Genomic DNA, 23,666 nt, shown 5'->3' with positions numbered 1-23,666 from the left:
TCCACGAGGAGTACGACCGATGGCTTTCGAATTGCCCGCCTTGCCCTATGACTATGAGGCATTGCAGCCTTACATGTCGAAGGAGACGCTGGAGTATCACCACGACAAGCACCACAAGGCCTATGTCGACAACGGCAACAAGCTGGCTGCCGAAGCCGGGCTCGGCGATTTGTCGGTCGAAGAGATTGTGAAACAATCCTTCGGCAAGAACCCCGGGCTCTTCAACAATGCCGGCCAGCACTACAATCACATCCACTTCTGGCAGTGGATGAAGAAGGGCGGCGGCGGCAACAAATTGCCCGGCGCGCTGCAAAAGGCGTTTGACAGCGATCTTGGCGGTTACGACAAGTTCAAGGCCGATTTCATCGCCGCCGGCACCACCCAGTTCGGTTCGGGCTGGGCCTGGGTTTCGGTCAAGGACGGCAAGCTGGCGATCTCGAAGACCCCGAACGGCGAGAACCCGCTGGTCCATGGCGCGACCCCGATCCTGGGCGTCGATGTCTGGGAGCACTCCTATTACATCGACTATCGCAACGCCCGGCCGAAATATCTCGAAGCCTTCGTCGACAATCTCATCAACTGGGACCATGTCCTCGAGCTCTACGAAAAGGCGTAGGCCTGACTGAGTTGCAGAAGAGCCCCGGCAAAACCGGGGCTTTTCTCTATGTGCCAAATGATCGGCCGCCCTTTTCCAACGACCGTCGCGAAAAATTCACACAAGCGTGAGGCGAATTTCCGGAATTTTCAAGCCAGTTTTGCCGTTATGGATCAGTCGGACCTTCACCCGAAACATCTTCACCATGGAGCCAGTTGAATGAGAAAGCTTATCCTCGCCATCTCGATGCTCGCCTTCGCCGGTTCGGCGGCGTTTGCCGATCCGATCCAGGAGCGGCAGGCCATTATGAAGGAACGTGGAAAGATCGCCGGCCAATTGTCGAAAGTCGTCAAGGGCGAGACCCCTTACGACGCAGCGGCCGTGCTGGCGGCGTTGAAGGCGCTGGAGGCAAACGCCGAGAAGTTCCATGCAAACGTCGACACTCTTTTCCCGGCTGGCAGCGACACCGGCGACACCACAGCTGCCCCAAAAATCTGGGACGATATGGCCGGCTTCAAGGCGGTGGAAGAAAAATATCTCGCCGACGTCAAGGCTGCGGCGGCCGCCGCTCCTGCCGACGTCGATGCCTTCAAGGCGGGGTTCAACACCATAGGCGGCGATTGCGGCACCTGCCACAAGACATACAGGATTAAGAAGGGCTGATAGCGGGCGATGCGCCTGCTGAAAAAACTCGTCGGCGCCGCCCTCGTTCTGGGCGTCGCCGGCGCGGTTGCCGGCTGGTTCCTGTCGGCGCCGGTCAGGCTCGACAGCGAGGCTCTGACGCAGCTCGGCCCCGGCGATGCCGCCAGGGGCAAGCGCATTTTTTATGCCGGCGGCTGCACGTCCTGTCATGCGAAGCCAAGCTCGCAAGGCGACGCCCGCCTTCAACTGGCCGGCGGTCTCGAACTCAAGACGCCGTTCGGCATCTTCGTGCCACCGAACATCTCGCAGGATGCCACGGACGGTATCGGCGGCTGGTCGGTCGAAGACCTCGCCAACGCCATGCTGAAGGGCGTGTCGCCGAGCGGCGAGCACTTCTATCCGGCGTTTCCCTATGCGTCCTACGCACGCATGAAGCCGGCCGACATTGCCGATCTCCATGCCTTCCTGAAAACGCTTCCGGCGGTGGCGGGCAAGGCGCCGCCCAATTCGCTGGGGTTCCCATTCAACATCCGTCGCGGCATCGGGCTGTGGAAACGTCTCTATTTGAGTGACCAGCCGGTGGTTTCCTTCCCCGATGGCACGCCGGATCCGGTGATGGCCGGCCGTTACCTGGTCGAAGGGCCCGGCCATTGCGGCGAATGCCACACGCCGCGCGATTTTGCTGGCGGCACCAGGAAGAGCGAGTGGCTGGCGGGGGCCGCGGCTGCCGAAGGCAGTGGCATCGTGCCGAACATCACCTCGGGCGAAGGCGGGCTCGGTGACTGGTCGGAGGCCGACATAACCTACTTTCTCGAAACCGGCTTCACCCCGGATTTCGATTCCGTCGGTGGCGCCATGGTCGACGTGCAGAGAAACTTGGCCGAGTTGACGCCCGAGGACCGGGCGGCGATATCAGCCTATCTCAAGGCGATACCGCCGCATCCCAGCGGCTATCCGGCGCGCAAGCAGCCAGCGAACTGATTCCGGGAGCCGGACGGGATGGCGGCGCGTCAGCGATCGCCGAGGAAATCGAAGCCGGTCTCGAAGAAATGATTGTAGTTGCAGGTCATTTCCTCGCCGGGCGCGATGTCGCGCAGTGCATAGGTCTCCTCGGGCGAGGCGACGTCGCAATTCGGGTCGTCGGCATGGTTCATGTAGCGGGCGTCGTCGGCTTCGAAGACGACAAAGTTTGGATCGCGCCGGTCGGGATAAGAATAGCGATCGAGATAGGCTCTGACCGGCCCGGTTTCGCGTTCATAGACCTCGACTGGGATGCGCCGGTCGTAATTGGGATGGAGCTTCCAGACCAGTGTGCCGCGGGGAATGTGGTTCTTGGCAAAGACACCGATGCCCTGGATGGGCGATTTGTCGAGATAGACGTCGACGAGCAACATGGCGGACCCTTGGCCTGACTGGATGATTTTTGGGTGGCGCGGCTGCGAAAAGCCGCGCATTGGGTAGCGCGCAGCTATGGCAATCGCGAGCGGAAAATCGACCTGACCTGACCCGGAATCGATTTTCCGCTGGTGGGGATGGTGCGCAAGATCAAGCTCCTACAGCGCCGTCTGTGCGTCCAACAGGGTCGGCGGCGCTGTGGTGGCAAGGTCGGCCTTGCCCGCCACCTTCAGCGCAAACGCATAGGTGAAGGCGATTTCCTCGAGCCGGGAAAACCGGCCGGATGCACCGGCATGACCGGAGTCCATGTTGATCTTGAACAGCACCGGATTGTCGCCGATCTTGCGGTCGCGCAGCCGCGCCACCCACTTGGCCGGCTCCCAATAGGTGACACGCGGGTCGGTGAGGCCGGCAAGCGCCAGGATCGGCGGATAGTCGAGCGCGGCGACATTGTCATAGGGCGAGTAGGCGGCGATCGTTCGGTAGTCCTCCTCCGAGGCGATCGGATTGCCCCATTCGGGCCATTCCGGTGGCGTCAGCGGCAGGGTCGCGTCGAGCATGGTGGTGAGCACGTCGACGAACGGAACCTCGGCGACAATACCGCCGAAGCATTCCGGCGCCATATTCGCGACAGCGCCCATCAGCAGGCCGCCGGCCGAGCCGCCCTGACCGACGATGCGGTCATGTTGCGTATAGCGTTCGGCGACGAGATGGTGGGCGGCTGCGATGAAATCGGTGAACGTGTTCATTTTGTGCGCCCGCTTGCCGTCGTCGTACCAGCCATAGCCCTTGTCCTTGCCGCCGCGGACATGGGCAATCGCGTAGACGAAGCCGCGATCGACCAGCGATAACAAATTGGTGTTAAAGGCGGCCGGGACCGTGATGCCGTAGGAGCCGTAGCCGTAAAGCAGGCAAGGCGCTGATCCGTCGAGCGGCGTGTCGCGATGGTGAATGAGCGAGACCGGCACCAGTTCGCCGTCGGCTGCGGGCGCCATCAGCCGCCGCGTCACGTAGTGGTCCGGGTCGTGACCGGACGGAACTTCCTGGGTCTTCAGCAGCACGCGCTCGCGGGTCCGCATGTTGTAGTCGAAGACCTGCGCCGGCGTTGTCATGGATGAGTAGGAAAAGCGCATGATCTCGGTATCGTATTCATAGGATCCCGACAGGCCGAGCGAGAAGGCTTCCTCGTCGAAGGAGATGAGATGTTCCTCGCCGCTGTTGCGGTCATGCACGACGATGCGCGGCAGGCCTTCCTTGCGTTCAAGCCTGACCATGTGGTCCTTGAAACCGATTACCGAAAGGATCAGCCGGCCCGCTTCGTGCGGCACCAACGCCTGCCAGTTGGCGCGCACCGGGTCGCTCGCCGGCGCAGTCATGATCTTGAAATCCTTGGCGCCGTCGGCGTTGGTGAGAATGAAGAAGATATCGCCGCCTTCTTCGAGGTCGTATTGCAGGCCGGTCTCGCGCGGGGCAACCAGCTTCGGTTCGGCGAACGGCTCGCTGGCGCTCATGATGCGATATTCCGAGGTCTCGTGGTCGTTGATGCCAAGCATGATCCACTCGTTGGAGCGTGTGCCGCCGACATTCATGAAGAAGCCTGGATCGGTTTCTTCGTAGATCAGCCGGTCGTTCTCAGGACTGTCGCCAAGGGCATGGAACAGCACCTTGGAAGGACGGTGGTTGGGATCGAGGCGGGTGTAGAAAAATCCGTCATTTCCGGCATCCCACACGCCGCCGCCACCGGTGTCCGGAATCCTGTCGGCCAGATCGTTCCAGTCGGCGAGATCGCGGACGCGAAGCGTGTAGAATTCGGAACCCTTATCATCGAAGGCCCACAGAAGCTTGCGGTGGTCGGTCGAATGGTCGACACCGCCGAGGCGGAAATAGGCCTTGCCTTCGGCCTCGAGATCGCCGTCGAGCAGGATCTCTTGGTCGCCGCCGTCGCGCGGCGTGCGGAAATAACGCGGCTGCTCGCCGCCAAGCTTGAAAGATGACCCATAAGCGTACGGTCCATCCTTCATCGGCACGGACGAATCGTCTTCCTTGATGCGGCCCCTCATCTCCTTGAAGAGCTGCTTCCGCACCTGGGCGGTGTCGGCCATGAGCGCTGCCTGATAGGCGTTCTCGGCTTCGAGATGGGCGCGGATCTGGGCGTCGAGCAGCGACGGATCCCTGAACATCTCTTGCCAATTGCCGGCTCTCAGCCAGGCATAGTCGTCCGTCCGGGTCACTCCATGATGCACATCGAAGACCGGTCGCTTCTCTGGTTGCGGCGGGCTGGCAGTCGGAAATGCTGGGGTTCGGGTCATTGCGTCTCGCTGTGGAAGTTATTTGAATGAAGAATGAACACGCCGATCAGCGCAGGTTCAAGAGCCGGAGTATATGTTTGCGTCGGGCTCCAAAAGATGAGCCGGAGGAGAGGGAAAAATGAAGTTCCGTTTTCACGCTGCTGCGGCTTTCGCCGTCGCTTCGACAGTCTTGGCCTTTATCGGCCAATCTCATGCAACCGTGTTCGCAGCTTGGCAAGTGACCAACCTTCCGTTTGGCGACACGCTCAACGTGCGCAAGTATCCGGCGGGATCGTCCCAGAGGCAGGCCGCCTATCCCAACGGTGCTGTTTTGCAGATGACCGGGAGATGCACCGGCGGCATAAAGCTGCTCGACATCGGCAAACAGCCGGTTTGGAAGCAGGAACAGAAGATCCGCTATGGCTGGTGCGAAGTCTGGCACGATCCGGCCCAGAACGGCAATTTCGTCACCGGCTGGGTCTACGGAAAATACATCACCCCACATTGATGGATCGGTGCCGGTCCGCGGTGCTGATTTCCGGCTTGCTTGCAACAGCAAATCGCAACCTATGGTTTTGTAGATTCTAAAAACAACCAGATAGCCTACGCCACAACCAAGCATAGCCAAGCATTGAGATTTTTTTACTGCTCTCATGGGATGTAACGGCAGCTTGACTGGGCGTCCGCCGCTGCTGGTCTGCCCAGAAAATATCGCAAAGTCACAGAGTGCACGAAAGGTTGAAGCTGATCGTCGAATATTTTATTGCCATCGATGAATACAGCGCAAGAAGCGAATTGACTTACTTGGTTTAGTGGCTCATTAGGATGCTGCGACGCGAATCGCAGAGGCTCTTTCCTGCAAAAATTTCGCGCGATGCCCGACCTATCAAAAATAGGGCGCAGGTAGAAACAACTCACGTTGGGGCCAGGAAGCCATGGATATTATCGAAACACCTTCCAGAAATAGTGATGCGCTGATCGAATTGACGGCCGATGTCGTGGCCGCCTATGTCAGCAACAATCCGGTGCCGGTCGGCGAGCTGCCTAGCCTCATCGCCGATGTCCATGCCGCCCTCGGGCGCGTGGGCGGGGCCAGTGAACAGCCTCCTGCCGACAAGCAGAAGCCGGCAGTAAACCCGAAACGCTCCGTCCATGACGACTACATCGTCTGTCTTGAAGACGGCAAGAAGTTCAAGTCGCTGAAGCGTCACTTGATGACCCACTACGGTCTGACGCCCGACGAGTATCGTGAAAAATGGGGCCTGGACGCCAGCTACCCGATGGTTGCTCCCAACTATGCTGCCGCCCGCTCACAGCTCGCCAAGAAGATGGGTCTCGGCCGCAAGCGCAAGGGGCGCTGATACCGGCTCCCTTCCCGACCTGGGTTAGATGATCAACGGCGCCTCCGGGCGCCGTTTTGATCTTGGGGCGATGCTGGAGCAATCGATATGCGTCGCAACATGTGCGGCTCCGATCATGTCGGGCCATCGCGCGCTGTTCGTCTGATCAGGCGGTCTGCTTCAAGGCCGCCTCTGCGTCGCGCTTGATGCGCTTGACCATTGAACGAAGACCATTGGCGCGTTGCGGCGACAGGTGCTCGTCGAGGCCAAGTGCCTTCAGCGTGGCTTCCGCGTCGGTTTTCTGGATCTCGCTGGCGGGTCGTCTGGAAAACAGCGCCAGCATGATAGCGACGAGGCCGCGCACGATATGGGCGTCCGAATCGCCGGCGAAGGTGACGACTGGGTCGGGCCCCGGACCATACTCGGTGGTCAGCCAGACCTGGCTGACGCAGCCGGGCACCTTGTTGGCAGGGTTGCGTTCCTCATCGGGGAATGGCGGCAGGGCCTCGCCCAGTTCGATCACATAGCGATAGCGGTCTTCCCACTCGTCAAGCAGGGAGAAGTCGTCGCGGATCGTTTGGATCGTCGTGGTCATAGGCCGGATATAATCATCCGGCGACGCCGCGTCACGGAAAAAGAGGAAAAGCGCGTCGCGTGAGGCCGGTCAAATGCGACGCGCTTTAGCGCGGACGGCCTGCGGACGGTGACAGATGCGCTGAAAAATATCTCAGTTTTTCGCCGGCAAATCGACTTTCACCGGTAACACGATGTCTTCGGGCACGCTGCCGGTCGTTGTCGCCGTGTCGGGTTCGGCGGTCTTGTCGTCCAACATGGCGGCCGCGATCTTGGCTGTCTCCCTGGCCCGGGCGGTGATCGTGTGCATTGCGGACTTGCCGGTCTCGCAGACGTCGGGCTTGCGCTCGCATATGCCGGCAATGTCGCCGACGGCTTCGCGTGCCGCAAACAACGCCTGGATCGGCCCGACGCTTTGCTGGCCGGTCTCGTCGGAGCCGACATTCAGCGGCAGCGCCAGAAGCACCAGCGAAAACCAGAAAGCCATTCTGATCAGAAAGCCCATCTGTATGCCCTCATTCGTGACCGGATCATGCGTTCATGCGGCATGATACGATAGTGGCATGGACGCGCAAAGGACGGCTTGCCCGGTCAGCAAAAATTTTCCTCAAATTTTAGGCAAATTCGAAACGAAGCATTTTGCAATGGATTTGTCTCAGATCCAGCCGATTTTCTTCACTTAAGGTTAACCATATATCCAACTGTTTTCCTTATGTATTTCCCAGAAGCGCGGCTCACCGGGGCGACTGTCAAAGGCGGGAGGGCGGTTCGCCCGGATAACGCTCCGTTTACTATGGCCGCAATTGCCAAGGTTTGCCCCGTGCCGGCCCCCCAATATCTGCCTCAGGCCGGGCATTGATCGGTCCTGCCTTATCCATTCCTTAAACGCTGGATGCGAGTTTCAGATCGACAAAAGCATCTGCGAAGCAGGGCTGTTCACGACCAGGTGCGAGTGCGTTGAGTTGAGTTCGATAAGGGCCAGATACGTTGAGTTGCCCGGCGCGATGGCAGCCGGTTGCGAACGTATGGTTCATCCGTCGATCCTCGGACAGAACGACCGCCGGTGCCAGAGGCGGTTTATCGGTGTCATGCTGGCCGCTCCGTTCTTCGCCGCAGGCGCAGCAGTCACGCTGGTCACCTCGGGCATGGGCGTGGCCGTGACCATGGCGGCGATCTTTGCGACGTTCGGCCTCTGCTGGTTTGCTGCCTTGCTGGTGGCGGCATCGGGCAAGATGGCGTTCGCCGGCCAGGTCGCCCTGGTGATGGGCAGTCTTGCTCTTGCCGGTGTCATCGCCGCGGCGGGCGGGATGGCCTCGCCGGTCGCCATGCTTGTCGTGGCGCTGCCGTTCGAAGCCTGGTGGATCGGCGCGTCTCGTCGCGCTGCACTCTGGGGTGCCCTATCCGCATGTGTCGCTATCCTGCTGCAGGCTTTTGCCGGTTCTGTCTTCCCGTTCGGTCCGGCCGAAATCGCCGCCTGGCATTGGCTGCTGCCGCTGGCCTGGGCGCTCACCCTCGTTCCCCGCGTCGCAGCGCTTGGCAGCGCGGCCGGCGCGCAGCTTGATCCGGCGACCGACGATCGGCTCGAGAACATCATCGACGCCGTTGTCCTGCGGGCCGGCCGGCATGGCGAGGTTCTGGATGCGTCGGCAAAGGCGCGCACGATCCTGAAGCTGCAGCCGGAACTGCTGTTCGGCACCGGCCTGTTCGACCGCATCCATCTTTCCGATCGCGTCGCATACCTCAGCGCGCTGGCCGACATGCGCGATGGCGCGCCGGCGCGCCGGCTGGATCTTCGCGTCCGGCTGCCGCAAAACGGCAATGGCCCGACGGCGGACAATTACCGGCCGTTTTCGCTTGAATTGGCGCGCGGGGAAGAGCAGCAGGACGTCCTCACGTTCGTCCTGCGCGAAAACGACGAACTCGCCGGCTTGCGCGAAGAGCTTGCCGCTGCGAAAGAGGCGGCCGCGTCTGCCGAAGTGGCAAAGGGACGGTTTCTGGCGGTCGTCAGCCACGAGCTGCGCACGCCGTTGAACGCCATCATCGGTTTTTCCGACATGCTGCTGCATGAGATGTTTGGCACCTTCAAGGATCCGCGCCAGAAGGAATATGTCGGCCTGGTCAAGGAGTCCGGCCAGCATCTGCTTGCCGTCGTCACCTCGATACTCGACGTATCGAGGATCGAGGCCGGCGCCTACGCAACCGAGCCGGAACCATTCCGTTTCGTCGAAGCGGTCGAAATGTGCCAGTCGATGATGCGCTTGCAGGCCGACGCAAAGAGCATCGATCTACAGGCCCAGATCGCGCCGGATGCAGGCGAGATTAACGCCGACCGTCGTGCCGTGCAGCAGATACTCATCAACCTCGTCTCCAACGCTATCAAGTTCACGCCCGATGGCGGCGATGTCGTCGTCGGCGCCAAGCGGATCGGCTCGCGACTGCATTTCTGGGTCAGGGACACCGGCATCGGCATCGCCGAGGAAGACTTTGCCAATCTCGGCAAGCCGTTCATGCAGATCCAGAACGACTATACGCGCCGCTTCGAGGGGACCGGGCTCGGCCTGTCGCTGGTGAAGGGTCTGGTGGCGCTTCACGAGGGCACGATGTCGATCGAAAGCATGCCGGGGGAGGGCACCACGGTCACGATCAGCTTGCCGGTGAACGGACCGAAAGGACGTTCGAACGACAAGCCCGGCGTACTGCCGATGCCTGCAGCCAAGGCGGAGACGAAAGGGGACAGGCATGGCTCGCTCCGCAAAACAGCCTAAGGCGGTCAAGCGCCGCGGCAATGCCTTCCAACGCAGCGCGGTCGCCCTCGGCAGCCAGATTTCACGCAATCCGGTTCTGGTTGGCGGTTCGACCGCCTTCCTGGTGACGCTGTTCTACGTCTCGGCGAACGCTTTGTGGTATCAGCCTTTTCCTCATGCCGGCGCGTTTTTTGCGACCAGGAGCATGGAGGGCTTTCCTCGAGCCGGCGCCGACGAGCCTGAAACCACCATCAACATCGTGCGGCCGGAGCCGGCCCCGATCAAGAGCGATCCGATCGTCGAGCAGGTCCAGGGCATATTGAAGGATCTCGATTTCTATTCCGGCACCGTCGACGGTATTTCCGGCCCCAACACGCGCAAGGCCATCCAAGCCTATCAGCAGAAGGTCGGGCTCAACGCTTCCGGCGAGATCGACAGCATTCTGCTCGATCAACTGGGCGCCATGCCAACCGCCTCGACGGTCGTGCCACATCCGGCACCCCGTCCGGACGACATGGCCGCGACTCCCGTCTCGGCTTCGCCGGCAGATGCGTCGGCGCAGGCACCCGACGCCCGCATCATCAAGATCCAGGCCGGGTTGAAGGCATTCGGCAATGACGACATGCAACTCGATGGCGTGGTCGGGGCCCGCACCAAGGCAGCGATCAAGGAGTTCCAGTCGCTGTTCGGGCTGCCTGAGACCGGCGAGCCCGACGAGGTCGTCTACGTCAAGATGCGCGAGATCGGCCTGACCAACTGATGAGCGGAGGCGGGCGGTTTTTGGTTTCACCCAAACGCAAAGCGCTCTAAGTACCGTCCGATGTTGTCCAGAATGCTGCCATGCGCGTAACCACGGATCTGTGGGTGTCGGCCTTGTTGCGCCGGGTTTTCGGCGCCGGCGGCTTTGCCGCCGTGGTCAAGCGCGGCGCAACCGAGGCCGGTGCCGTCTTCGTGCTGGCGCGAGGCCGCATGGGCGAGATTGCCTTGTTTGGCCCGGCGCCGCAGACGAGCTACGATTCAGCCAAACCCGACGACCGTTACTTCAGTCTGCTCGGCGCCGGCGACGATGCCGCCGTCTTTGACGGGCGACTGGAAAGGGAGAAGAAATTCGATCCCGACATCTGGGTGGTCGAGATCGAGGCCGGCTCTGTTCCCGTCGAGGAGCTTCTTTCCGTCAAGTCGCAATAGCGATATGCAGACAAAGGCTTAGAGCGTTCGCTTGAATCTCTTTTTCAGTCGCGACGCGCCTAAAGCATGTCGCGCAAAAGCATGCCCTCGCGCCTGACCCGAGGGTGTGCAGCGGTTTTGCGATAACGACATGCTTAAAAACAACAGCCTAAGCGCGTCGCATGAGGCGGGTCAAACGCGGCGCGCTTTAGGGCTGGCGGCAGTATTGTCGCTGTGCGCTTTGCGGACGTCGGCGTTTGCCGCGATCGGTCCGGCATTGCGAATGGCCTTCGACAGTGTCTCGGCTTTCCAGCCGCGTAGCCTGTCCAGCGCTGCGTCGCGATGCAGCAGCCGATAGCGGTCGAGGAAGATGCGGATGGCCTGCGGATGCGAGAACTCTGTGGGATAGACGGCGGCGGTGATCAGGAACGCCCTCTCTTCGCCGAGATCGAGCGCGCGCAGGGCGGCCAGCAGCGACGTGTAGTTCTGGTGCGCGGTGAGCGACCGCGCCGTTGAAAAATCGATCTCGAGCGCGTCGGCCAGTGCTGTCTGGAAGAATGCGGCATTGCCGGTCAGCGCCGTCTCGCGCAGTTTGACATAGGTGTTAGCGCCGGCGAACGGATTGATCGTCGCGCCGCCGCTCTCGGCATCACGCATCATCGACCGCAGCCGGCGCCGTGCAGTCTCGGCGGCGGCGCCGGGCACCTGCTGGCTGTCGGCGACGACTTCGGCGCTTTCGGGCACCATCTTGGCGTTCGCCTCAGGCTGCCGCACGCTCACCAGCGTCGGCTTTTCTAGCGCCCTGATCAGGTGGGCGATGGTCGGGTTCAGATCCTTGCGGCGCGCAATGGCGCGCGCATGCGGCAGGCCATGGCGGCCGATCAGCGCGATCAGGTCGATATCGCTGAGCGCGCGCGAGCGGATGAGCAGCGGCGCGGCAACGTCGACCGGCTCCTCGCAAAGCCGCCGGACCAGCGCAGCGGGCGCATATTCGCATTCGGAAAGGGCGGCGGCGACGTAGCGGCGCGATTCGACCGACACATCGGCGAAAAGCGGAAGCGTCAGATCCTCAAGTTGCGCGATCTCCCGGCGCGAAGGGCGGGTCAGCGAACAGAACGCCGACACCGTGGCGCGGAACAGCCTTTCGGCCTTTCCCGGTTCAGCCCGTATAGCGATTTGCCTGAAATCCGCAGATGACACGAAGGATACGCCTGACACTCGACACAATCTGGACCATGCTCGACCGGGACTGTGTCGGTTTCGCATTTGCCACGGGTCAGGACTTCCTGACCTCAGAACAAAGATCAAATTAGCGGCGATCCGTTAGCGTTCCGTTAACCTACTGGCTCCTTAATCAGGTTGGAGGCGTTGCGTTGTGCTCCGGGGCAACCGAGAGGAATGCACGAACCATGGGCATGGTACTGTCTTTCGTGCCGCGAACGGCGGCAACCAATCGATCAGACCGAAACACCGGAACGCCGGCGGCGGTGATCATTTTCCCCGGCGTCCGCTACGAGCAACCGCCACTGACGGGCGAGACGCGGCCAGGCGCCGGTCCGGACAAGCCGGGTTCGTCAAGGACGATGCCGGGGACGTCGGGGACGTTGCCTGTTCCGCATCATTAACGCGCGTCGCGGCTGAATGGATTCGCCGCGCCCCGTTGGGCGCGCGAAGGACGCTCTATCTCTTGAATGAGCGCCGCGGCGGCTCGCAAGGCATGGGCCGCAACCGGCGGCATGTTTCAGTTGACGTCAGTAGTCCTGCAGCTCGCAGGAACTCTGCTCGAGAAACCGCGACACGGTCAGCTTCCAGCTGTCGTCGGGCACGAAGGAGCGGATGACGAACATGCCTTCGTCGATCGGCGCTTCGACGAAGATTGCCCCTTGCAATTCCTCCGGGAGATCCTTGCGGATCTCGATCATCTGCGCCGGCGTCAGTACGATACTGTCCAGCACCCTTCCGGTCGCGCTGTGGTCGTTGAAGGAGTAGATGTTATGGCCGCTGCGGTCATAGACCGATACGGACCAGAACGGGACGTTTCCCGGTGCCTTCACCCGAACCATCCCATCGGACAGATCGAAGCGGCAAGCCGCAGCATAAAACAGCGGATCGACCGATTTCACCACAGGCGTACCGCCGGCCTCAGCGTCCAGCCTGGTCATCCGATAAAGGTTGGAGGCCATGGCCAGCCGCGACCAGGCATTGCGTTCGGAAAATTCCGGGGCGAGCAGCAGCACGATGATGTGTACGATGCCGGCGCCAAGCAGGCCGAGCAGGATCGCGTGCAGCAGCCTACGCATTGCAGCCGACCTTTACGATCTGCGGCAGCGTGACATCCGAAAGGCCCGTGCTGCTGGCGATCGGCGTGTCGTAGAATGTCAGCACGAGATACATCCGGCCGAAGCCGTCGGAAAGCAGCCAGTTGCCGGGCGCGGGGCGGTTGCTGACGGAAATAAGCACGGAATTGTCGGGCTGGCGCAGCACCTGGTAGGACTGAAGTGCCGCAAGCCTTGGCTTGCCGGTCTCGACCACGCCGAGCGACCGATCGGCGGCATAGAGGGTCCAGAACCGGGCTGTGGGAAATCCGCCTTCGATTTCATAGGCGCATTGGCGTTTCAATAGTTCGCCATCGGAATCGCGTTCGGCGATAAACGACAGGCCTTCTGCCTGCCCGAGTGCAAGGACACCCTCGCGCGCCACGCGGGCTTTCGAATAAGGATCCGCCGACTGCGTGCCGATATCGGGAAACGCCGTCCATTGGCCGATCCTGATCGCGCCAATGCCATCCTGCGTCTTGAGAGCGTACCAGACGCTGCTGCCGCCGCCGCCGATGGATATGGCAAGCGCGAGGAGCGTCAGGAATGCGTTCTTGAACATGAAGAGCCGCGGGCAAGAGGAGTGCCGCTCGGGGATATCGCGGGGCAGGGGGCCATGGCAAGCGGACCTCTGTGGAATTGCGGCGCGAGGGATGGCCTGGCCAGTCGTGCCGGCATCAAAGCGCCGACAGGGTCTCCGGTGTCGCAGGCGCCTGGAGGACGGGTGCCGACTGGAACAGCCTGGTGATGTCCCTGAGCGCCCGCGTCGTCTGGCTGGACAGCACCGGCGGCCGCTCGGCGGCGGTGTCGGCCGCTGCCTGCTCGGCATTCGTCTTTTCCGCTTCCTCGGCCTTGGCGGCGATCTCTTCGTCGACGAAGGGATGATCGAGGCCGGGGATCGGCTTGAGGTCGATATTCTGGTGCGCATAGACCATCAGCCGCTGCCAAACCATCGCCGGCAGCGAGCCGCCGGTCATGTTGTTGGTCGGGGTGAAGTCGTCATTGCCGAGCCACACGGCAGCCGTATAGTTGCCGGTAAAGCCGACATACCAGGCGTCGCGGTAAGACTGCGTTGTGCCGGTCTTGCCGGCCGAAACGATATTGGGAAGCGCCGCGCGCCGCGCCGTGCCCATCACCGGCACCGCCGCCAGCATGGTGTTCATGGATTTCAGTGCCTGCTCCGAGAGCACACGGCGCGGCGGCGGCGCATCCTTGGCGAAATCGTAAACCACCTCGCCGGTACGGGTGACGAGTTGGGTGACGCCATGCCGGGAGCCGACAAAGCCGTTCTGGGCGAACACGCTAAAGCCTGTCGCCTGGTCCATCACGGTCATGCCCGATGTGCCGAGCACCATCGTCTTGTGCGATTCGAGCGGCGATTCGACGCCCATGGCTTCCGCCATCGCCTTGATCGGCTTGATGCCGAGATGATTCTTGGCCAGCCGCACCGGCACGGTGTTGACCGATTTGGCCATCGCCGTGATCAGCGTGACCTTGCCGGCCCGTCCGTCATTGTAATTGTGCGGCGACCAGGCACCCCAGGAGATCGGCGCGCCGGAAACGACGGAGTCCGGCGTGAAGCCGTGCTCCATCGCCGTTGCGTATACGTAGGGTTTAAACGATGAGCCGCTCTGGCGCAGCGCCTTGGTGGCGCGGTTGAACTGGCTGGCACCGTAGTCGCGGCCGCCGACGATCGCCCTGACTGCGCCATTGGTTTCGATGACGACCATGGCGCCTTCGGTGACGTTGTATTCCTTGCCGAACTGGCGGAGATGGAACTCCATCGATTCTTCCGCCGCCTTCTGGATGTTGGCGTCGAAAGTGGTGTGGGCGACCAGCGAATGCTGGCCGGACTTCGCGGCGATCTTCTTGACCTCTTCGAATGCCCAGTCGAGGTAGTAATCCGGGCTCTTCTGCTCGCCGCGGTCGACGATTTCAGCCGGATGCAGCCGCGCCTGCAGCACCTGACCCTCGCTCATGAAGCCGCCTTCGACGAGATTCGACAGCACCACATTGGCCCGCGCCCTGGCAGCAGGCAGGTTGATGTGCGGCGCGTATTTGGTCGGTGCCTTGAACAGGCCGGCCAGCATCGCCGCTTCGGCGAGGTTCACATCCTTGACGCTTTTGCCGAAATAGAAATCGGCGGCCGCTTCGATGCCGAACGTGCCGCCGCCCATATAGACGCGGTCGAGATAGAGCTGCAGGATCTCCTTCTTCGACAGATTGGCCTCGAGCCATAGCGCCAGGAAGGCTTCCTTGACCTTCCGCTCCAACGTCCGTTCATTGGTCAGGAACAGGTTCTTGGCCAGCTGCTGGGTGATGCTTGAGCCGCCCTGCACCACGGAATTCGCCCGCACATTCGCGAAGATCGCGCGCGAAAGGCCGAGCGCGTCGATGCCGTAGTGATCGAAGAAACGCCGATCCTCGGTGGCCAGCACCGCCTTGATGACCTGGTCGGGCATCTCGTCGACCGGCACCGAATCGCGCTGGATGATGCCGCGCTGGCCGATCTCATTGCCGTAGCGGTCGAGGAAGGTGATGGCGAAATCACCCTGGGCGCGCCAGTCGCCGGCGGTTTCCTGGAAGGCCGGCAAGGCGAGCGCCAGCATGACGACGATGCCGCCGGCGCCGAGCGTGAAACCTTCGCTCAACAGTTCGATGATGCCGCGGCGCCAGCCGGAGACGCGGAAGCGCCGGAAAAAAATGGTGGCCGCTTCCCAGAACCGGCGCGCCTTGAAGCCGGTCTCGTAGAGCGAGGAATCGAACCACGCATCCGCCGCCAGCAGTCTTGCGGCAATCGGACCCCTTCTCCTGCGTGTTTTCAAAGGACTGGCCATTCCAAGATCCGGCTGCGGCTACGCCTCCCACTGAGAAGCGGCACTCATACCAGACTATTTGTCCATTTTGGCCTCGCTCACAAGGGTGAGGGGGGCTTTCGCGGTACAGTTTGTTGATACCGGGGTCGGGCCTGCCACCTCTGCCACCTCGCACTCACTTAACGCGCCGCGATAAAGCGCATGAAATGCGCCACGTCGGCATCGCTTGGCTCCTGGCCGGTGAAACTGCGCAGATAAGCGGCGAGATGACTGACTCTTGCCTCGACCGGTTCCTTGAGGTCGAGCACATAATAGCCGATCTGCATGTAGTAGAGCACACGGGCGCGGATGAAGGCATCCTCTTCGGCGTAGCCATGCCGGCGATACATGTCGCGGATCGCGCCCAGTCGGTCATTGTCGGCCTGGTCGATGGCCCGGCGCACGTCGTAGGAGCGACGCGCCCATTCCCGGATGGCAAAGTCGAGCCTGGGATCGAACAGGCGCTCGTCGGCCCAGCATTCGAACACGTTCATGACCCCCATGATGATGCTTTCGGCCGGCCGCTGCGCGCGTTCGACGATCGACTTGGTGTTGGTGTCCCGCCAATGGGCAAGCAACTGGTCGAGCAGGTCCTGACGGCTCTCGAAATACCAGTAGAAGCTTGAGCGCGATACGCCGAGCTTCTGGCCGAGCGGCAGCACGCGCACGCTTTCGATGCCGTCTGAAATCAGTGTCTGGAGCGCAAGATTGATCCAGTCCCGGCGCGTCACCTTGGTGTTGCCGGGCGCCGGCTCGTGCTGCGGAGAAATCATGGTCATGGCCGCACAAAGGCATGAGGGCGAACTGCATACAACCGTACTAGACACATATGTACAGTACAAGTATCCTGTCTGCCTCAACGAACTGGGCCGAGCGGCCGACGCGCGTCATCGCGGCTCCTGCCTACGATCCGCAACGCAGGGCAATACGGCAATGAGGAGTATCCGCCATGGTCGATGACGCCGCACGCAACCTCAGGCGCGAACGCAGGCGCGGACGAACCGGCGAGGCCGGCAGCGAGACCAGCCGCCGGCCGGACTATCGTTCGCTGAAGAACCCGTTCCTGCCGCAGCCGATCTTTTCGGCCGACCAGGTCGCCGCGATCCACGACACGGCGCTGCGCGTGCTCGAGCAACTCGGCGCCAAGGTGCTGCTGCCGGAGGCGCGCGCCATTCTTGCCCGTGCCGGCGCGCTGGTCGACGAGGACAGCCAGATGGTGCGCATCGGCCGCGATATCGTCGCGGCGGCGCTGGGCTCGGCGCCGAAATCGATCCGCGTCCATGCCGGTGACCGTGCCCGCGACCTGACGCTCGAACTCGGCTCGATGACGTTCCTGGCAGGATCCGGGGCGCCAAACGTCACCGATCTGGAGCACGGCCGGCGGCCGGGAACGCTTGCCGCTTTCGAGGATCTCATCCGCCTGGTGCAGCATTTCGACGTGCTGCACATGCTGGGACCTTGCATCGAGCCGCAGGACATCGACAACCGCTTCCGCCATTATGCCGTCAACCGCGCGCAGTTGACGCTGTCGGACAAGCTGCCGTTCGTCTTCGCGCGCGGCACGCCGCAGGTCGAGGACGGCTTCGAGATGCTGCGGCTGGCGCGCGGTCTGTCCGAGGACGAATTCCGTTCGGGCGCTCATTGCTACACCGTCATCAACACCAACTCGCCGCGTCAGCTCGACATTCCGATGGCACAAGGCATCATCGACTTTGCCAAGGCGGGGCAGGTGCTGATCATAACGCCCTTCTGCCTGGCCGGCGCCATGGCGCCAATCACCGTGGCCGGCGCGCTGACGCTGCAGCACGCCGAAGCGCTGGCCGGGCTGACGCTGGCCCAGATCGTGCGGCCGGGCGCGCCGGTGGTCTATGGCTCCTTCTCCTCCAATGTCGACATGAAGTCCGGGGCGCCGGCCTTCGGCACGCCGGAGCACGTCAAGGCGACGCTCGGCGCCGGTCAGCTTGCACGCTTCACCGGCCTTCCCTGGCGGTCCGGCGGCGGCAGTGCCGCCAACATTTCGGACGCGCAGGCAGCCCACGAAACGCAGTTCGCGCTATGGGGTTCGGTGCTCGCCGGCGCGACGGTCTGCATCCATGCTGCGGGCTGGCTCGAAGGCGGGTTGAGCGTCTCGTTCGAGAAGCTGATCACCGACATCGAGGCGCTGCAGACCATCGCGGAACTCTGCGCCGCGACGCCCGGCGACGAGGCCGCGATCGGCTTCGAGGCCATCGCTGAAGTGCAGCCGGGCGGGCATTTCTTCTCGGCCGGGCACACAATGGCGCGGTACCGCACCGCTTTCTACGAACCGCTGGTCGCCGACTGGTCGAATTTCGGCAACTGGACTGAGGCCGGGTCAAGAACCGCCACGGAGCGCGCCACCGGCATCTGGAAACGGCTGCTGGCCGATTTTCGGCCGCCGGCTTGCGCCGCTGCCACATCAGGTGTTCTCGACGAATTCATTGCGCGGCGCACGGAAGAGGGTGGCGCAGCACCGGTCTCGTGATGTAGTTCAGCGAGGGCGTTACATGGGGCGCTTGTCGCCTGCCTTCTGCGGGTCGCGGCGGATCGTGCCGGCATCGGCTTTCCTGTGCTTGTCGGCGGCGAGTCTGCGAATGCGATCGAAGCGGCTTTCCTCGGCCACTTTGGTCTTTACTACAGCATTTGGCTTCGGGACGAATGCAATCATGGATCGATCTCCTTGCCGACGGCTGCGCGCCGGAGGATGCCCCGGCGGCTGTCTTTCGGGCTCTCGTCAAGAGCACGTTCTCTCCGAGAGGTCGAAGATGTTAGGTGGCGAGAGCGACCGCGCAGCTTTGCGCACCCAGCCTGTCGGGCGAGGTTTTTCCGGGCATGGTCGCCCAGCCGCCCGTCTCGATGAACTGCCGCTTCTTGTAGCTGTCAGTTATGGCCTTGAACTCGACAAGTTTGGCGGCCGCGTCGGGCGCCGTATTGAAGCGATCGACGCAGACCGCCGAGGCCAGTTCGCCGCGCGCCGTATCGCCGGCGGTGGCCGCCAGCGCGCGCGAGGTGCCGCCGGTCACCCAGCCGCCCCAGTTGAAACCGATGATCAGCGTGGCGACGAAGGTTGCAGCGCATGCCCACAAAAGCGTGGATTTGGCCGGCTGGTAATCTTCCCATCGACGCGCGAGAGATGGCTTGCTGCTTTGTGTGGCCACGGACAGTTCCTTCCTGGTTGATGTTGGGATCGGTCGCCCGGCCTTGCTGGGGCCAGGCCTTGCAGGGGCCCATTTACGGGAGGGGTGGTCAGTAGCCGCCCATGCCGGCCGAAGGCGCAGCGTCTTTTGCTGGAATGTCGGTGATCATGGCTTCCGCGGTGATCAGCAGCGCCGCGATCGACCCGGCGTCCTGCAACGCGGTCCGCACCACCTTTGCGGGATCGACGATGCCAGCCTTGATCATGTCGACATAGGTCTCGTTCTGGGCGTCGAAGCCCTGATTGTGATCCTTGCTGTCCGTGAGCCTGCCGACAACGATCGAACCTTCGACGCCGGAGTTCTCGGCGATCTGGCGGATTGGCGCTTCGAGCGCTCTCGACACGATCGAAATGCCCGCCGTCACATCGGCATTGGCTCCGGTCAGCCCGTTCAGCACGGCCTTGGCGCGCAGCAGCGCGACACCGCCGCCGGGAACGATGCCTTCTTCCACTGCCGCGCGCGTGGCGTTCAGCGCATCGTCGATGCGGTCCTTCTTTTCCTTGACCTCGGACTCGGTCGCGCCGCCGACGCGAATGACCGCGACGCCGCCGGCGAGCTTGGCCAGCCGCTCCTGCAGCTTCTCCTTGTCGTAGTCGGAAGTGGTTTCCTCGATCTGCCCCTTGATCTGCTGGACACGCGCCTGGATCGTGGCCTTCTCGCCGGCGCCGTCGATGATCGTCGTCGTGTCCTTTTCGATCAGCACGCGCTTGGCGCGGCCTAGCATGTCGATGGTGATGTTTTCGAGCTTGATGCCGAGGTCCTCCGAAATCACCTGGCCGGCGGTGAGCACCGCGATGTCTTCCAGCATCGACTTGCGGCGGTCACCGAAGCCCGGCGCCTTGACGGCCGCAACCTTGAGGCCGCCTCGCAATTTGTTGACGACCAGCGTCGCCAGCGCTTCGCCTTCGACGTCCTCGGAGATGATCAGCAGCGGCTTGCCGCTTTGCACCACGGCTTCGAGGATCGGCAGCATCGCCTGCAGATTGCCGAGCTTCTTTTCATGGATGAGGACGTAAGGGTCCTCCAGCTCGGCGCGCATCTTCTCGGCATTGGTGACGAAATAGGGCGAGAGATAGCCGCGGTCGAACTGCATGCCCTCGACGACGTCGAGTTCGGTGTCGGCGGTCTTGGCTTCCTCGACGGTGATGACGCCGTCATTGCCGACCTTGTCCATCGCCTTGGCGATCATGGCGCCGACGGTGGTGTCGCCATTGGCGGCAATGGTGCCGACCTGCGCGATTTCACCGGAAGATTTGACCTTCTTGGCGCGTGCCTGGATTTCCTTGACGACAGCGGTAACGGCAAGGTCGATGCCGCGCTTGAGGTCCATCGGGTTCATGCCGGCGGCAACGAATTTGGCGCCCTCGCGCAAGATGGAAGCGGCAAGCACCGTGGCGGTGGTGGTGCCGTCGCCGGCAAGGTCGTTGGTCTTCGACGCCACTGCGCGCACCATCTGCGCGCCCATGTTCTCGAACTTGTCGGAAAGCTCGATTTCCTTGGCTACCGCCACCCCGTCCTTGGTGATGCGCGGTGCGCCATAGGCCTTGTCAATGACGACGTTGCGGCCCTTGGGGCCGAGCGTCACCTTGACGGCGTTGTTGAGGATTTCGACACCACGCAGCATGCGGTCACGCGCATCGGTGGAGAATTTGATTTCCTTGGCAGACATCTTTTTTCCAGTTCGGTTGGTTGCGGCAGGGCGCTGTCAGCACCGCCTGAATCAAAAATTTGGAGCGTCCTTTGCGCGTCCAAGACGCGCGGCGCTCCAATCAGGCGGCCTTCTTGGCAGCCCCGGTCTTCTCGATGATGCCCATCTCGCTCTTGTCGATGATGCCCATCTCGCTCCTGTCGATGATGCCCATGATGTCGGCCTCCTTCATGATCAGAAGGTCCTCTCCGTCAATCTTGACCTCGGTGCCGGACCATTTGCCGAACAAGATGAGGTCGCCGGCCTTGACATCGAGCGCGATCAGCGCGCCGCTTTCGTCACGCGCGCCCGGCCCGACGGCGATCACTTCGCCTTCCTGCGGCTTTTCCTTGGCATTGTCGGGGATGATGATGCCGCCCTTGGATTTGGTGTCGCTTTCGGCGCGCCGAATGACGACGCGATCGTGGAGTGGCCGGAATTTCATGGAAACTTCTTTCTGGGGCCGGCTTAGGCGGCCGCTCCCTTCTATAGGCGCGTTGGCACTCGATAGATAGGAGTGCCAAAAAATATTCGTTGGCCGCCGTAAAACATTGAATAGTATTATTTTGCGTTTTCGCTTCAGAAATTTGCTCGATCAAAAATAGGTCAGAATTTGATTTTTCCACATCGAGTGACTATTTTAAGGGAGAAAATCATTTTCATCATTGCAGCCAAAAGGAGGTTTTAATCGATGGCGGAAGTTAGCCAGAACATCATGGAAAAAGCCGAAGCGCGCTTCATGGAGAAGCAGAAGAAAACCGCGGAACGCAACCAGGCAACGGCCGAGTATGTTTCCGAGGCCAAGGCCAGGACCATTAAGACGGCAAGATTGCGGGCGTTGCGGCTGGCCAAGGAAGAGGCCGACCGCGCCGCGGAGGCCCTCAATCCCGTCGCCCCCAAGAAAAAGCGGGCGTCGCGGGCGGTCAAGAAGGCAGACGTTGCATCAACGGAGGTCAAGTCATGAGCCTGACATTTCCCAATCGAAGCCGCAGCTACGACGAGGCGGGCAAACGCATCCGCTTCGTCGGCCATGACGGCATGTTCCAGATTTCCTTCTCCGTAGCCACGGATGCCATCTCGAAGGCAGAGTCGGGGACACCAACTGCAGAAGCCACCTATCTCGCCGCCTTCGATACGGCTTCCAGCTCCATCCACGACGTTGCCAGGAATGCCTATGACCGGACCCGCAAGAGCATATATGTGCTGACGGCGGCCGATTTTCGTTAAATCCCGAACGTCATCGCGTTCAGGGCCAACGCGCCAGATCCGATCCAGGCGCACGAATGTGCCGAGTGAACCTAGCGGCAGGATCAGGGCTTGCTCTCCGCCTTTGCCCGTCGCTTGACGTCTCGGCTGTTCGGCCGATCCGACCATCGCGTCTGCATCGCGCGTGTTCATGCCAACCAAGACCCGGTGCTTAAGCTCGACGGGCTGGCCGGTGAAGCCATCGAAGACGGCCCAGCTGTGCGGATGCTCCATGCGCAGTGCGTAGCGGTTTGCCATTCCGGCATCCGTTTCGTTTCCGTCCCCGATCGATGAATGCGATTTGTCAGGCTTGCGTGATGTAGAACACTGCCGCCAGGACAAGGACCGTCCAAACGACGACGAACAGCTTCAAGGCTAGGCCTCCGTATGAAGACAGAACCTCCCGCATGCGGGGCACAATGTTCTTAATGCTTTTCGACATGGTCGGCGCCGCCGCAACGACGACTGGCGTCTTGATCCCAAGCTTTCCGAAAACAGGCAGCAGAGATGGCTCGCGCACGAAAACAACCTCGAAGGTCTGGAGAAACAAACACTCCATAGCACCGTTTTTCAAACGCCTTGCATGTCAAATGAAAGGCGTGGGTAGCCACCTGAGATCCCCCTGATCTGGCGCAGCCACCTCAACGCGGCTACGCTGCAAGCACGAATCGTTGACGACACAAAGGCCTGTTCAGCCGCGACGGGCGAGGGAGAAAACAATGGCCGCGCCGGCTGCCGCGTTGCAGAAGGCCTTGTTCCAGGCGCTGGACGCTGACGGTTCCCTGTCAGCGGCGTTGGGCGGCGCAAAACTATTCGACCATGTCCCGGAAAACATCCCGTTTCCCTATGTGACGTTCGGCCGGACCAGCGTCTATGATTGGGTAACAGGCAGGGAGAAAGACGCCGAGCAGCTTTTCACTCTGCATTTCTGGTCGAAATCCGAGGCCAGGAAAGAAATGCTCGACGTGATGGACATGGTCAGCGCCCGCCTCCAGGATGCGGCGCTCGCGCTCGACGAGCATCACCGCGTCAACCTCAGGCTCGAATTCACCGAGGTCCGTTACGACCAGGATCTTTCAGCCTGTCACGGGCTGCTGCGCTTTCTTGCCGTGACGGAAGAAAACGCCTGACGCGCTTTCAATAAGGCTGCAACACAGTCTAGACTGGCGCCGGGATTTGCCGGGTTGGGGCGGCCAAATCACCGGGGTTGGTTGTGTCGCATACCAGGGGGTGAGACAGGCATATGTTGCAGGCAATGTTCATATCACGTTCAGCACCGATGCGTTAGGACGCTGATCATGAAAACGCTTCGCTCCCACTTCCCAACCGCGACACTTGCTCTCTGCGCTGCTGGTCTGTTTGCGTCGCAGGCGACGGCGCTGCCGGTCGTCGTGCCCGAGCAGAACCGGCCGATCGTCCCGGCCGCCTCCGACTGCTACGCGATCGGTCAGCAGGTCGCCGAGCAGAATGGCGGCACGCTGGCCAAGGCGTCACAGTCGACGCGCGGTGGCCAGCCGGTCTGCGTCATCGTCGTGCTGGTCCCGGGCAAGGATGGGCAGCGTCCACGCCGCACGGAGATCGTCGTTCCGCTGAACTGATGCCTGC

General features: G+C 62.0%; 27 protein-coding genes. 13 read left to right on the top strand and 14 right to left on the bottom strand.

The features are described from left to right. Positions 1–19: 19 nt before the first annotated feature. The 3 genes from AC0L3O_RS21340 (at position 20) to AC0L3O_RS21330 (ending at position 2,218) form a co-directional block, all read left to right on the top strand. The gene (locus AC0L3O_RS21340; RefSeq protein ID WP_128168037.1) at positions 20–616 is read left to right on the top strand and encodes a superoxide dismutase; all 597 of its coding nucleotides are present in this window, start codon (positions 20–22) and stop codon (positions 614–616) included. Positions 617–814: 198 nt separating this feature from the next. Continuing rightward, positions 815–1,258 carry a c-type cytochrome gene (locus AC0L3O_RS21335; RefSeq protein WP_091590353.1) on the top strand — a complete coding sequence of 148 codons (444 nt, stop codon included), beginning with the start codon at positions 815–817 and terminating at the stop codon, positions 1,256–1,258. Between the two features lie 9 nt (positions 1,259–1,267). Then, positions 1,268–2,218 carry a cytochrome c gene (locus AC0L3O_RS21330; RefSeq protein WP_473616529.1) on the top strand — a complete coding sequence of 317 codons (951 nt, stop codon included), beginning with the start codon at positions 1,268–1,270 and terminating at the stop codon, positions 2,216–2,218. Positions 2,219–2,247: 29 nt separating this feature from the next. Here AC0L3O_RS21330 and AC0L3O_RS21325 read toward each other — a convergent pair whose 3' ends face one another. Together AC0L3O_RS21325 and AC0L3O_RS21320 are read right to left on the bottom strand one after the other, a co-directional pair. Further along, a complete protein-coding gene (locus AC0L3O_RS21325; RefSeq protein WP_287064288.1) occupies positions 2,248–2,631 on the bottom strand; it encodes an SET domain-containing protein in 384 nt (127 codons plus the stop codon). A gap of 159 nt (positions 2,632–2,790) precedes the next feature. After that, positions 2,791–4,941, bottom strand: coding sequence for a S9 family peptidase (locus AC0L3O_RS21320; RefSeq protein WP_287239318.1), 2,151 nt, complete (start codon positions 4,939–4,941; stop codon positions 2,791–2,793). Positions 4,942–5,059: 118 nt separating this feature from the next. Here AC0L3O_RS21320 and AC0L3O_RS21315 point away from each other — a divergent pair, with 118 nt between their 5' ends. Continuing rightward, positions 5,060–5,428 carry an SH3 domain-containing protein gene (locus AC0L3O_RS21315; RefSeq protein ID WP_473535224.1) on the top strand — a complete coding sequence of 123 codons (369 nt, stop codon included), beginning with the start codon at positions 5,060–5,062 and terminating at the stop codon, positions 5,426–5,428. A gap of 427 nt (positions 5,429–5,855) precedes the next feature. Next, positions 5,856–6,281: a Ros/MucR family transcriptional regulator gene (locus AC0L3O_RS21310; protein ID WP_023800837.1), complete on the top strand. Its 426-nt coding sequence runs from the start codon at positions 5,856–5,858 to the stop codon at positions 6,279–6,281. Positions 6,282–6,426: 145 nt separating this feature from the next. Here the strand turns inward: AC0L3O_RS21310 and AC0L3O_RS21305 are convergent, their stop codons facing one another. Then, the gene (locus AC0L3O_RS21305) at positions 6,427–6,855 is read right to left on the bottom strand and encodes a SufE family protein (RefSeq protein ID WP_023800835.1); all 429 of its coding nucleotides are present in this window, start codon (positions 6,853–6,855) and stop codon (positions 6,427–6,429) included. 132 nt (positions 6,856–6,987) lie between these two features. Continuing rightward, a complete protein-coding gene (locus AC0L3O_RS21300; protein WP_473535225.1) occupies positions 6,988–7,338 on the bottom strand; it encodes a DUF5330 domain-containing protein in 351 nt (116 codons plus the stop codon). A gap of 520 nt (positions 7,339–7,858) precedes the next feature. Here AC0L3O_RS21300 and AC0L3O_RS21295 point away from each other — a divergent pair. From AC0L3O_RS21295 to AC0L3O_RS21285, 3 genes are all read left to right on the top strand, one after another. Further along, positions 7,859–9,598 carry a PAS domain-containing sensor histidine kinase gene (locus AC0L3O_RS21295; RefSeq protein ID WP_473616527.1) on the top strand — a complete coding sequence of 580 codons (1,740 nt, stop codon included), beginning with the start codon at positions 7,859–7,861 and terminating at the stop codon, positions 9,596–9,598. Next, the gene (locus tag AC0L3O_RS21290) at positions 9,573–10,337 is read left to right on the top strand and encodes a peptidoglycan-binding domain-containing protein (RefSeq protein ID WP_473535227.1); all 765 of its coding nucleotides are present in this window, start codon (positions 9,573–9,575) and stop codon (positions 10,335–10,337) included. The genes AC0L3O_RS21295 and AC0L3O_RS21290 overlap by 26 nt, the downstream gene beginning before the upstream one ends. An 80-nt stretch (positions 10,338–10,417) precedes the next feature. Further along, entirely contained in the window at positions 10,418–10,765 is a 348-nt protein-coding gene (locus tag AC0L3O_RS21285; protein WP_128168044.1) for a DUF1491 family protein, read from the top strand. Between the two features lie 171 nt (positions 10,766–10,936). On the opposite strand, the gene AC0L3O_RS21280 is transcribed toward AC0L3O_RS21285, so the two are convergent. From AC0L3O_RS21280 to AC0L3O_RS21260, 5 genes are all read right to left on the bottom strand, one after another. After that, positions 10,937–11,944, bottom strand: a complete 1,008-nt coding sequence (locus AC0L3O_RS21280) for a hypothetical protein (RefSeq protein ID WP_287228792.1) — start codon at positions 11,942–11,944, stop codon at positions 10,937–10,939. 551 nt (positions 11,945–12,495) lie between these two features. Beyond that, positions 12,496–13,044 carry a DUF1254 domain-containing protein gene (locus tag AC0L3O_RS21275; RefSeq protein ID WP_473535228.1) on the bottom strand — a complete coding sequence of 183 codons (549 nt, stop codon included), beginning with the start codon at positions 13,042–13,044 and terminating at the stop codon, positions 12,496–12,498. Further along, a complete protein-coding gene (locus AC0L3O_RS21270; RefSeq protein WP_236371816.1) occupies positions 13,037–13,621 on the bottom strand; it encodes a DUF1214 domain-containing protein in 585 nt (194 codons plus the stop codon). Before AC0L3O_RS21270 ends, AC0L3O_RS21275 begins: the two co-directional genes overlap by 8 nt. 115 nt (positions 13,622–13,736) lie before the next feature. After that, positions 13,737–15,896, bottom strand: coding sequence for a transglycosylase domain-containing protein (locus AC0L3O_RS21265; protein WP_473616526.1), 2,160 nt, complete (start codon positions 15,894–15,896; stop codon positions 13,737–13,739). Positions 15,897–16,054: 158 nt separating this feature from the next. Beyond that, on the bottom strand, positions 16,055–16,693 hold the full coding sequence (locus AC0L3O_RS21260; RefSeq protein WP_473616525.1) for a TetR/AcrR family transcriptional regulator: 639 nt from the start codon (positions 16,691–16,693) through the stop codon (positions 16,055–16,057). Positions 16,694–16,863: 170 nt separating this feature from the next. Here AC0L3O_RS21260 and AC0L3O_RS21255 point away from each other — a divergent pair, with 170 nt between their 5' ends. Then, positions 16,864–18,417, top strand: coding sequence for a trimethylamine methyltransferase family protein (locus tag AC0L3O_RS21255; RefSeq protein ID WP_473616523.1), 1,554 nt, complete (start codon positions 16,864–16,866; stop codon positions 18,415–18,417). 18 nt (positions 18,418–18,435) lie between these two features. On the opposite strand, the gene AC0L3O_RS21250 is transcribed toward AC0L3O_RS21255, so the two are convergent. The 4 genes from AC0L3O_RS21250 to AC0L3O_RS21235 form a co-directional block, all read right to left on the bottom strand. Next, positions 18,436–18,600: a hypothetical protein gene (locus tag AC0L3O_RS21250; protein ID WP_167366301.1), complete on the bottom strand. Its 165-nt coding sequence runs from the start codon at positions 18,598–18,600 to the stop codon at positions 18,436–18,438. 100 nt (positions 18,601–18,700) lie between these two features. Beyond that, a complete protein-coding gene (locus AC0L3O_RS21245; protein WP_128184590.1) occupies positions 18,701–19,090 on the bottom strand; it encodes a hypothetical protein in 390 nt (129 codons plus the stop codon). A gap of 88 nt (positions 19,091–19,178) precedes the next feature. Then, entirely contained in the window at positions 19,179–20,798 is a 1,620-nt protein-coding gene (gene groL, locus AC0L3O_RS21240; RefSeq protein WP_473616522.1) for a chaperonin GroEL, read from the bottom strand. Positions 20,799–20,898: 100 nt separating this feature from the next. Next, positions 20,899–21,261, bottom strand: a complete 363-nt coding sequence (locus AC0L3O_RS21235) for a co-chaperone GroES (protein ID WP_473616521.1) — start codon at positions 21,259–21,261, stop codon at positions 20,899–20,901. 246 nt (positions 21,262–21,507) lie between these two features. Here AC0L3O_RS21235 and AC0L3O_RS21230 point away from each other — a divergent pair, with 246 nt between their 5' ends. After that, positions 21,508–21,780, top strand: a complete 273-nt coding sequence (locus AC0L3O_RS21230; RefSeq protein ID WP_077381975.1) for a hypothetical protein — start codon at positions 21,508–21,510, stop codon at positions 21,778–21,780. Continuing rightward, entirely contained in the window at positions 21,777–22,043 is a 267-nt protein-coding gene (locus AC0L3O_RS21225; RefSeq protein WP_027152775.1) for a DUF1488 family protein, read from the top strand. Before AC0L3O_RS21230 ends, AC0L3O_RS21225 begins: the two co-directional genes overlap by 4 nt. A 322-nt stretch (positions 22,044–22,365) precedes the next feature. Here the strand turns inward: AC0L3O_RS21225 and AC0L3O_RS21220 are convergent, their stop codons facing one another. Continuing rightward, positions 22,366–22,635, bottom strand: coding sequence for a hypothetical protein (locus AC0L3O_RS21220; protein WP_473616520.1), 270 nt, complete (start codon positions 22,633–22,635; stop codon positions 22,366–22,368). 145 nt (positions 22,636–22,780) lie between these two features. Between AC0L3O_RS21220 and AC0L3O_RS21215 the strand changes: the two genes are divergently transcribed. Then, on the top strand, positions 22,781–23,191 hold the full coding sequence (locus tag AC0L3O_RS21215) for a DUF3168 domain-containing protein (protein ID WP_473616519.1): 411 nt from the start codon (positions 22,781–22,783) through the stop codon (positions 23,189–23,191). A 168-nt stretch (positions 23,192–23,359) separates the two neighbouring features. Then, positions 23,360–23,659: a hypothetical protein gene (locus AC0L3O_RS21210; RefSeq protein ID WP_473535237.1), complete on the top strand. Its 300-nt coding sequence runs from the start codon at positions 23,360–23,362 to the stop codon at positions 23,657–23,659. The last annotated feature ends 7 nt before the right edge of the window (positions 23,660–23,666 follow it).

The organism is Mesorhizobium sp. WSM4810 (assembly GCF_055811235.1).
Note: the sequence above shows the minus strand (reverse complement) of the source record. Positions and strands in the feature narration are given on the sequence as shown.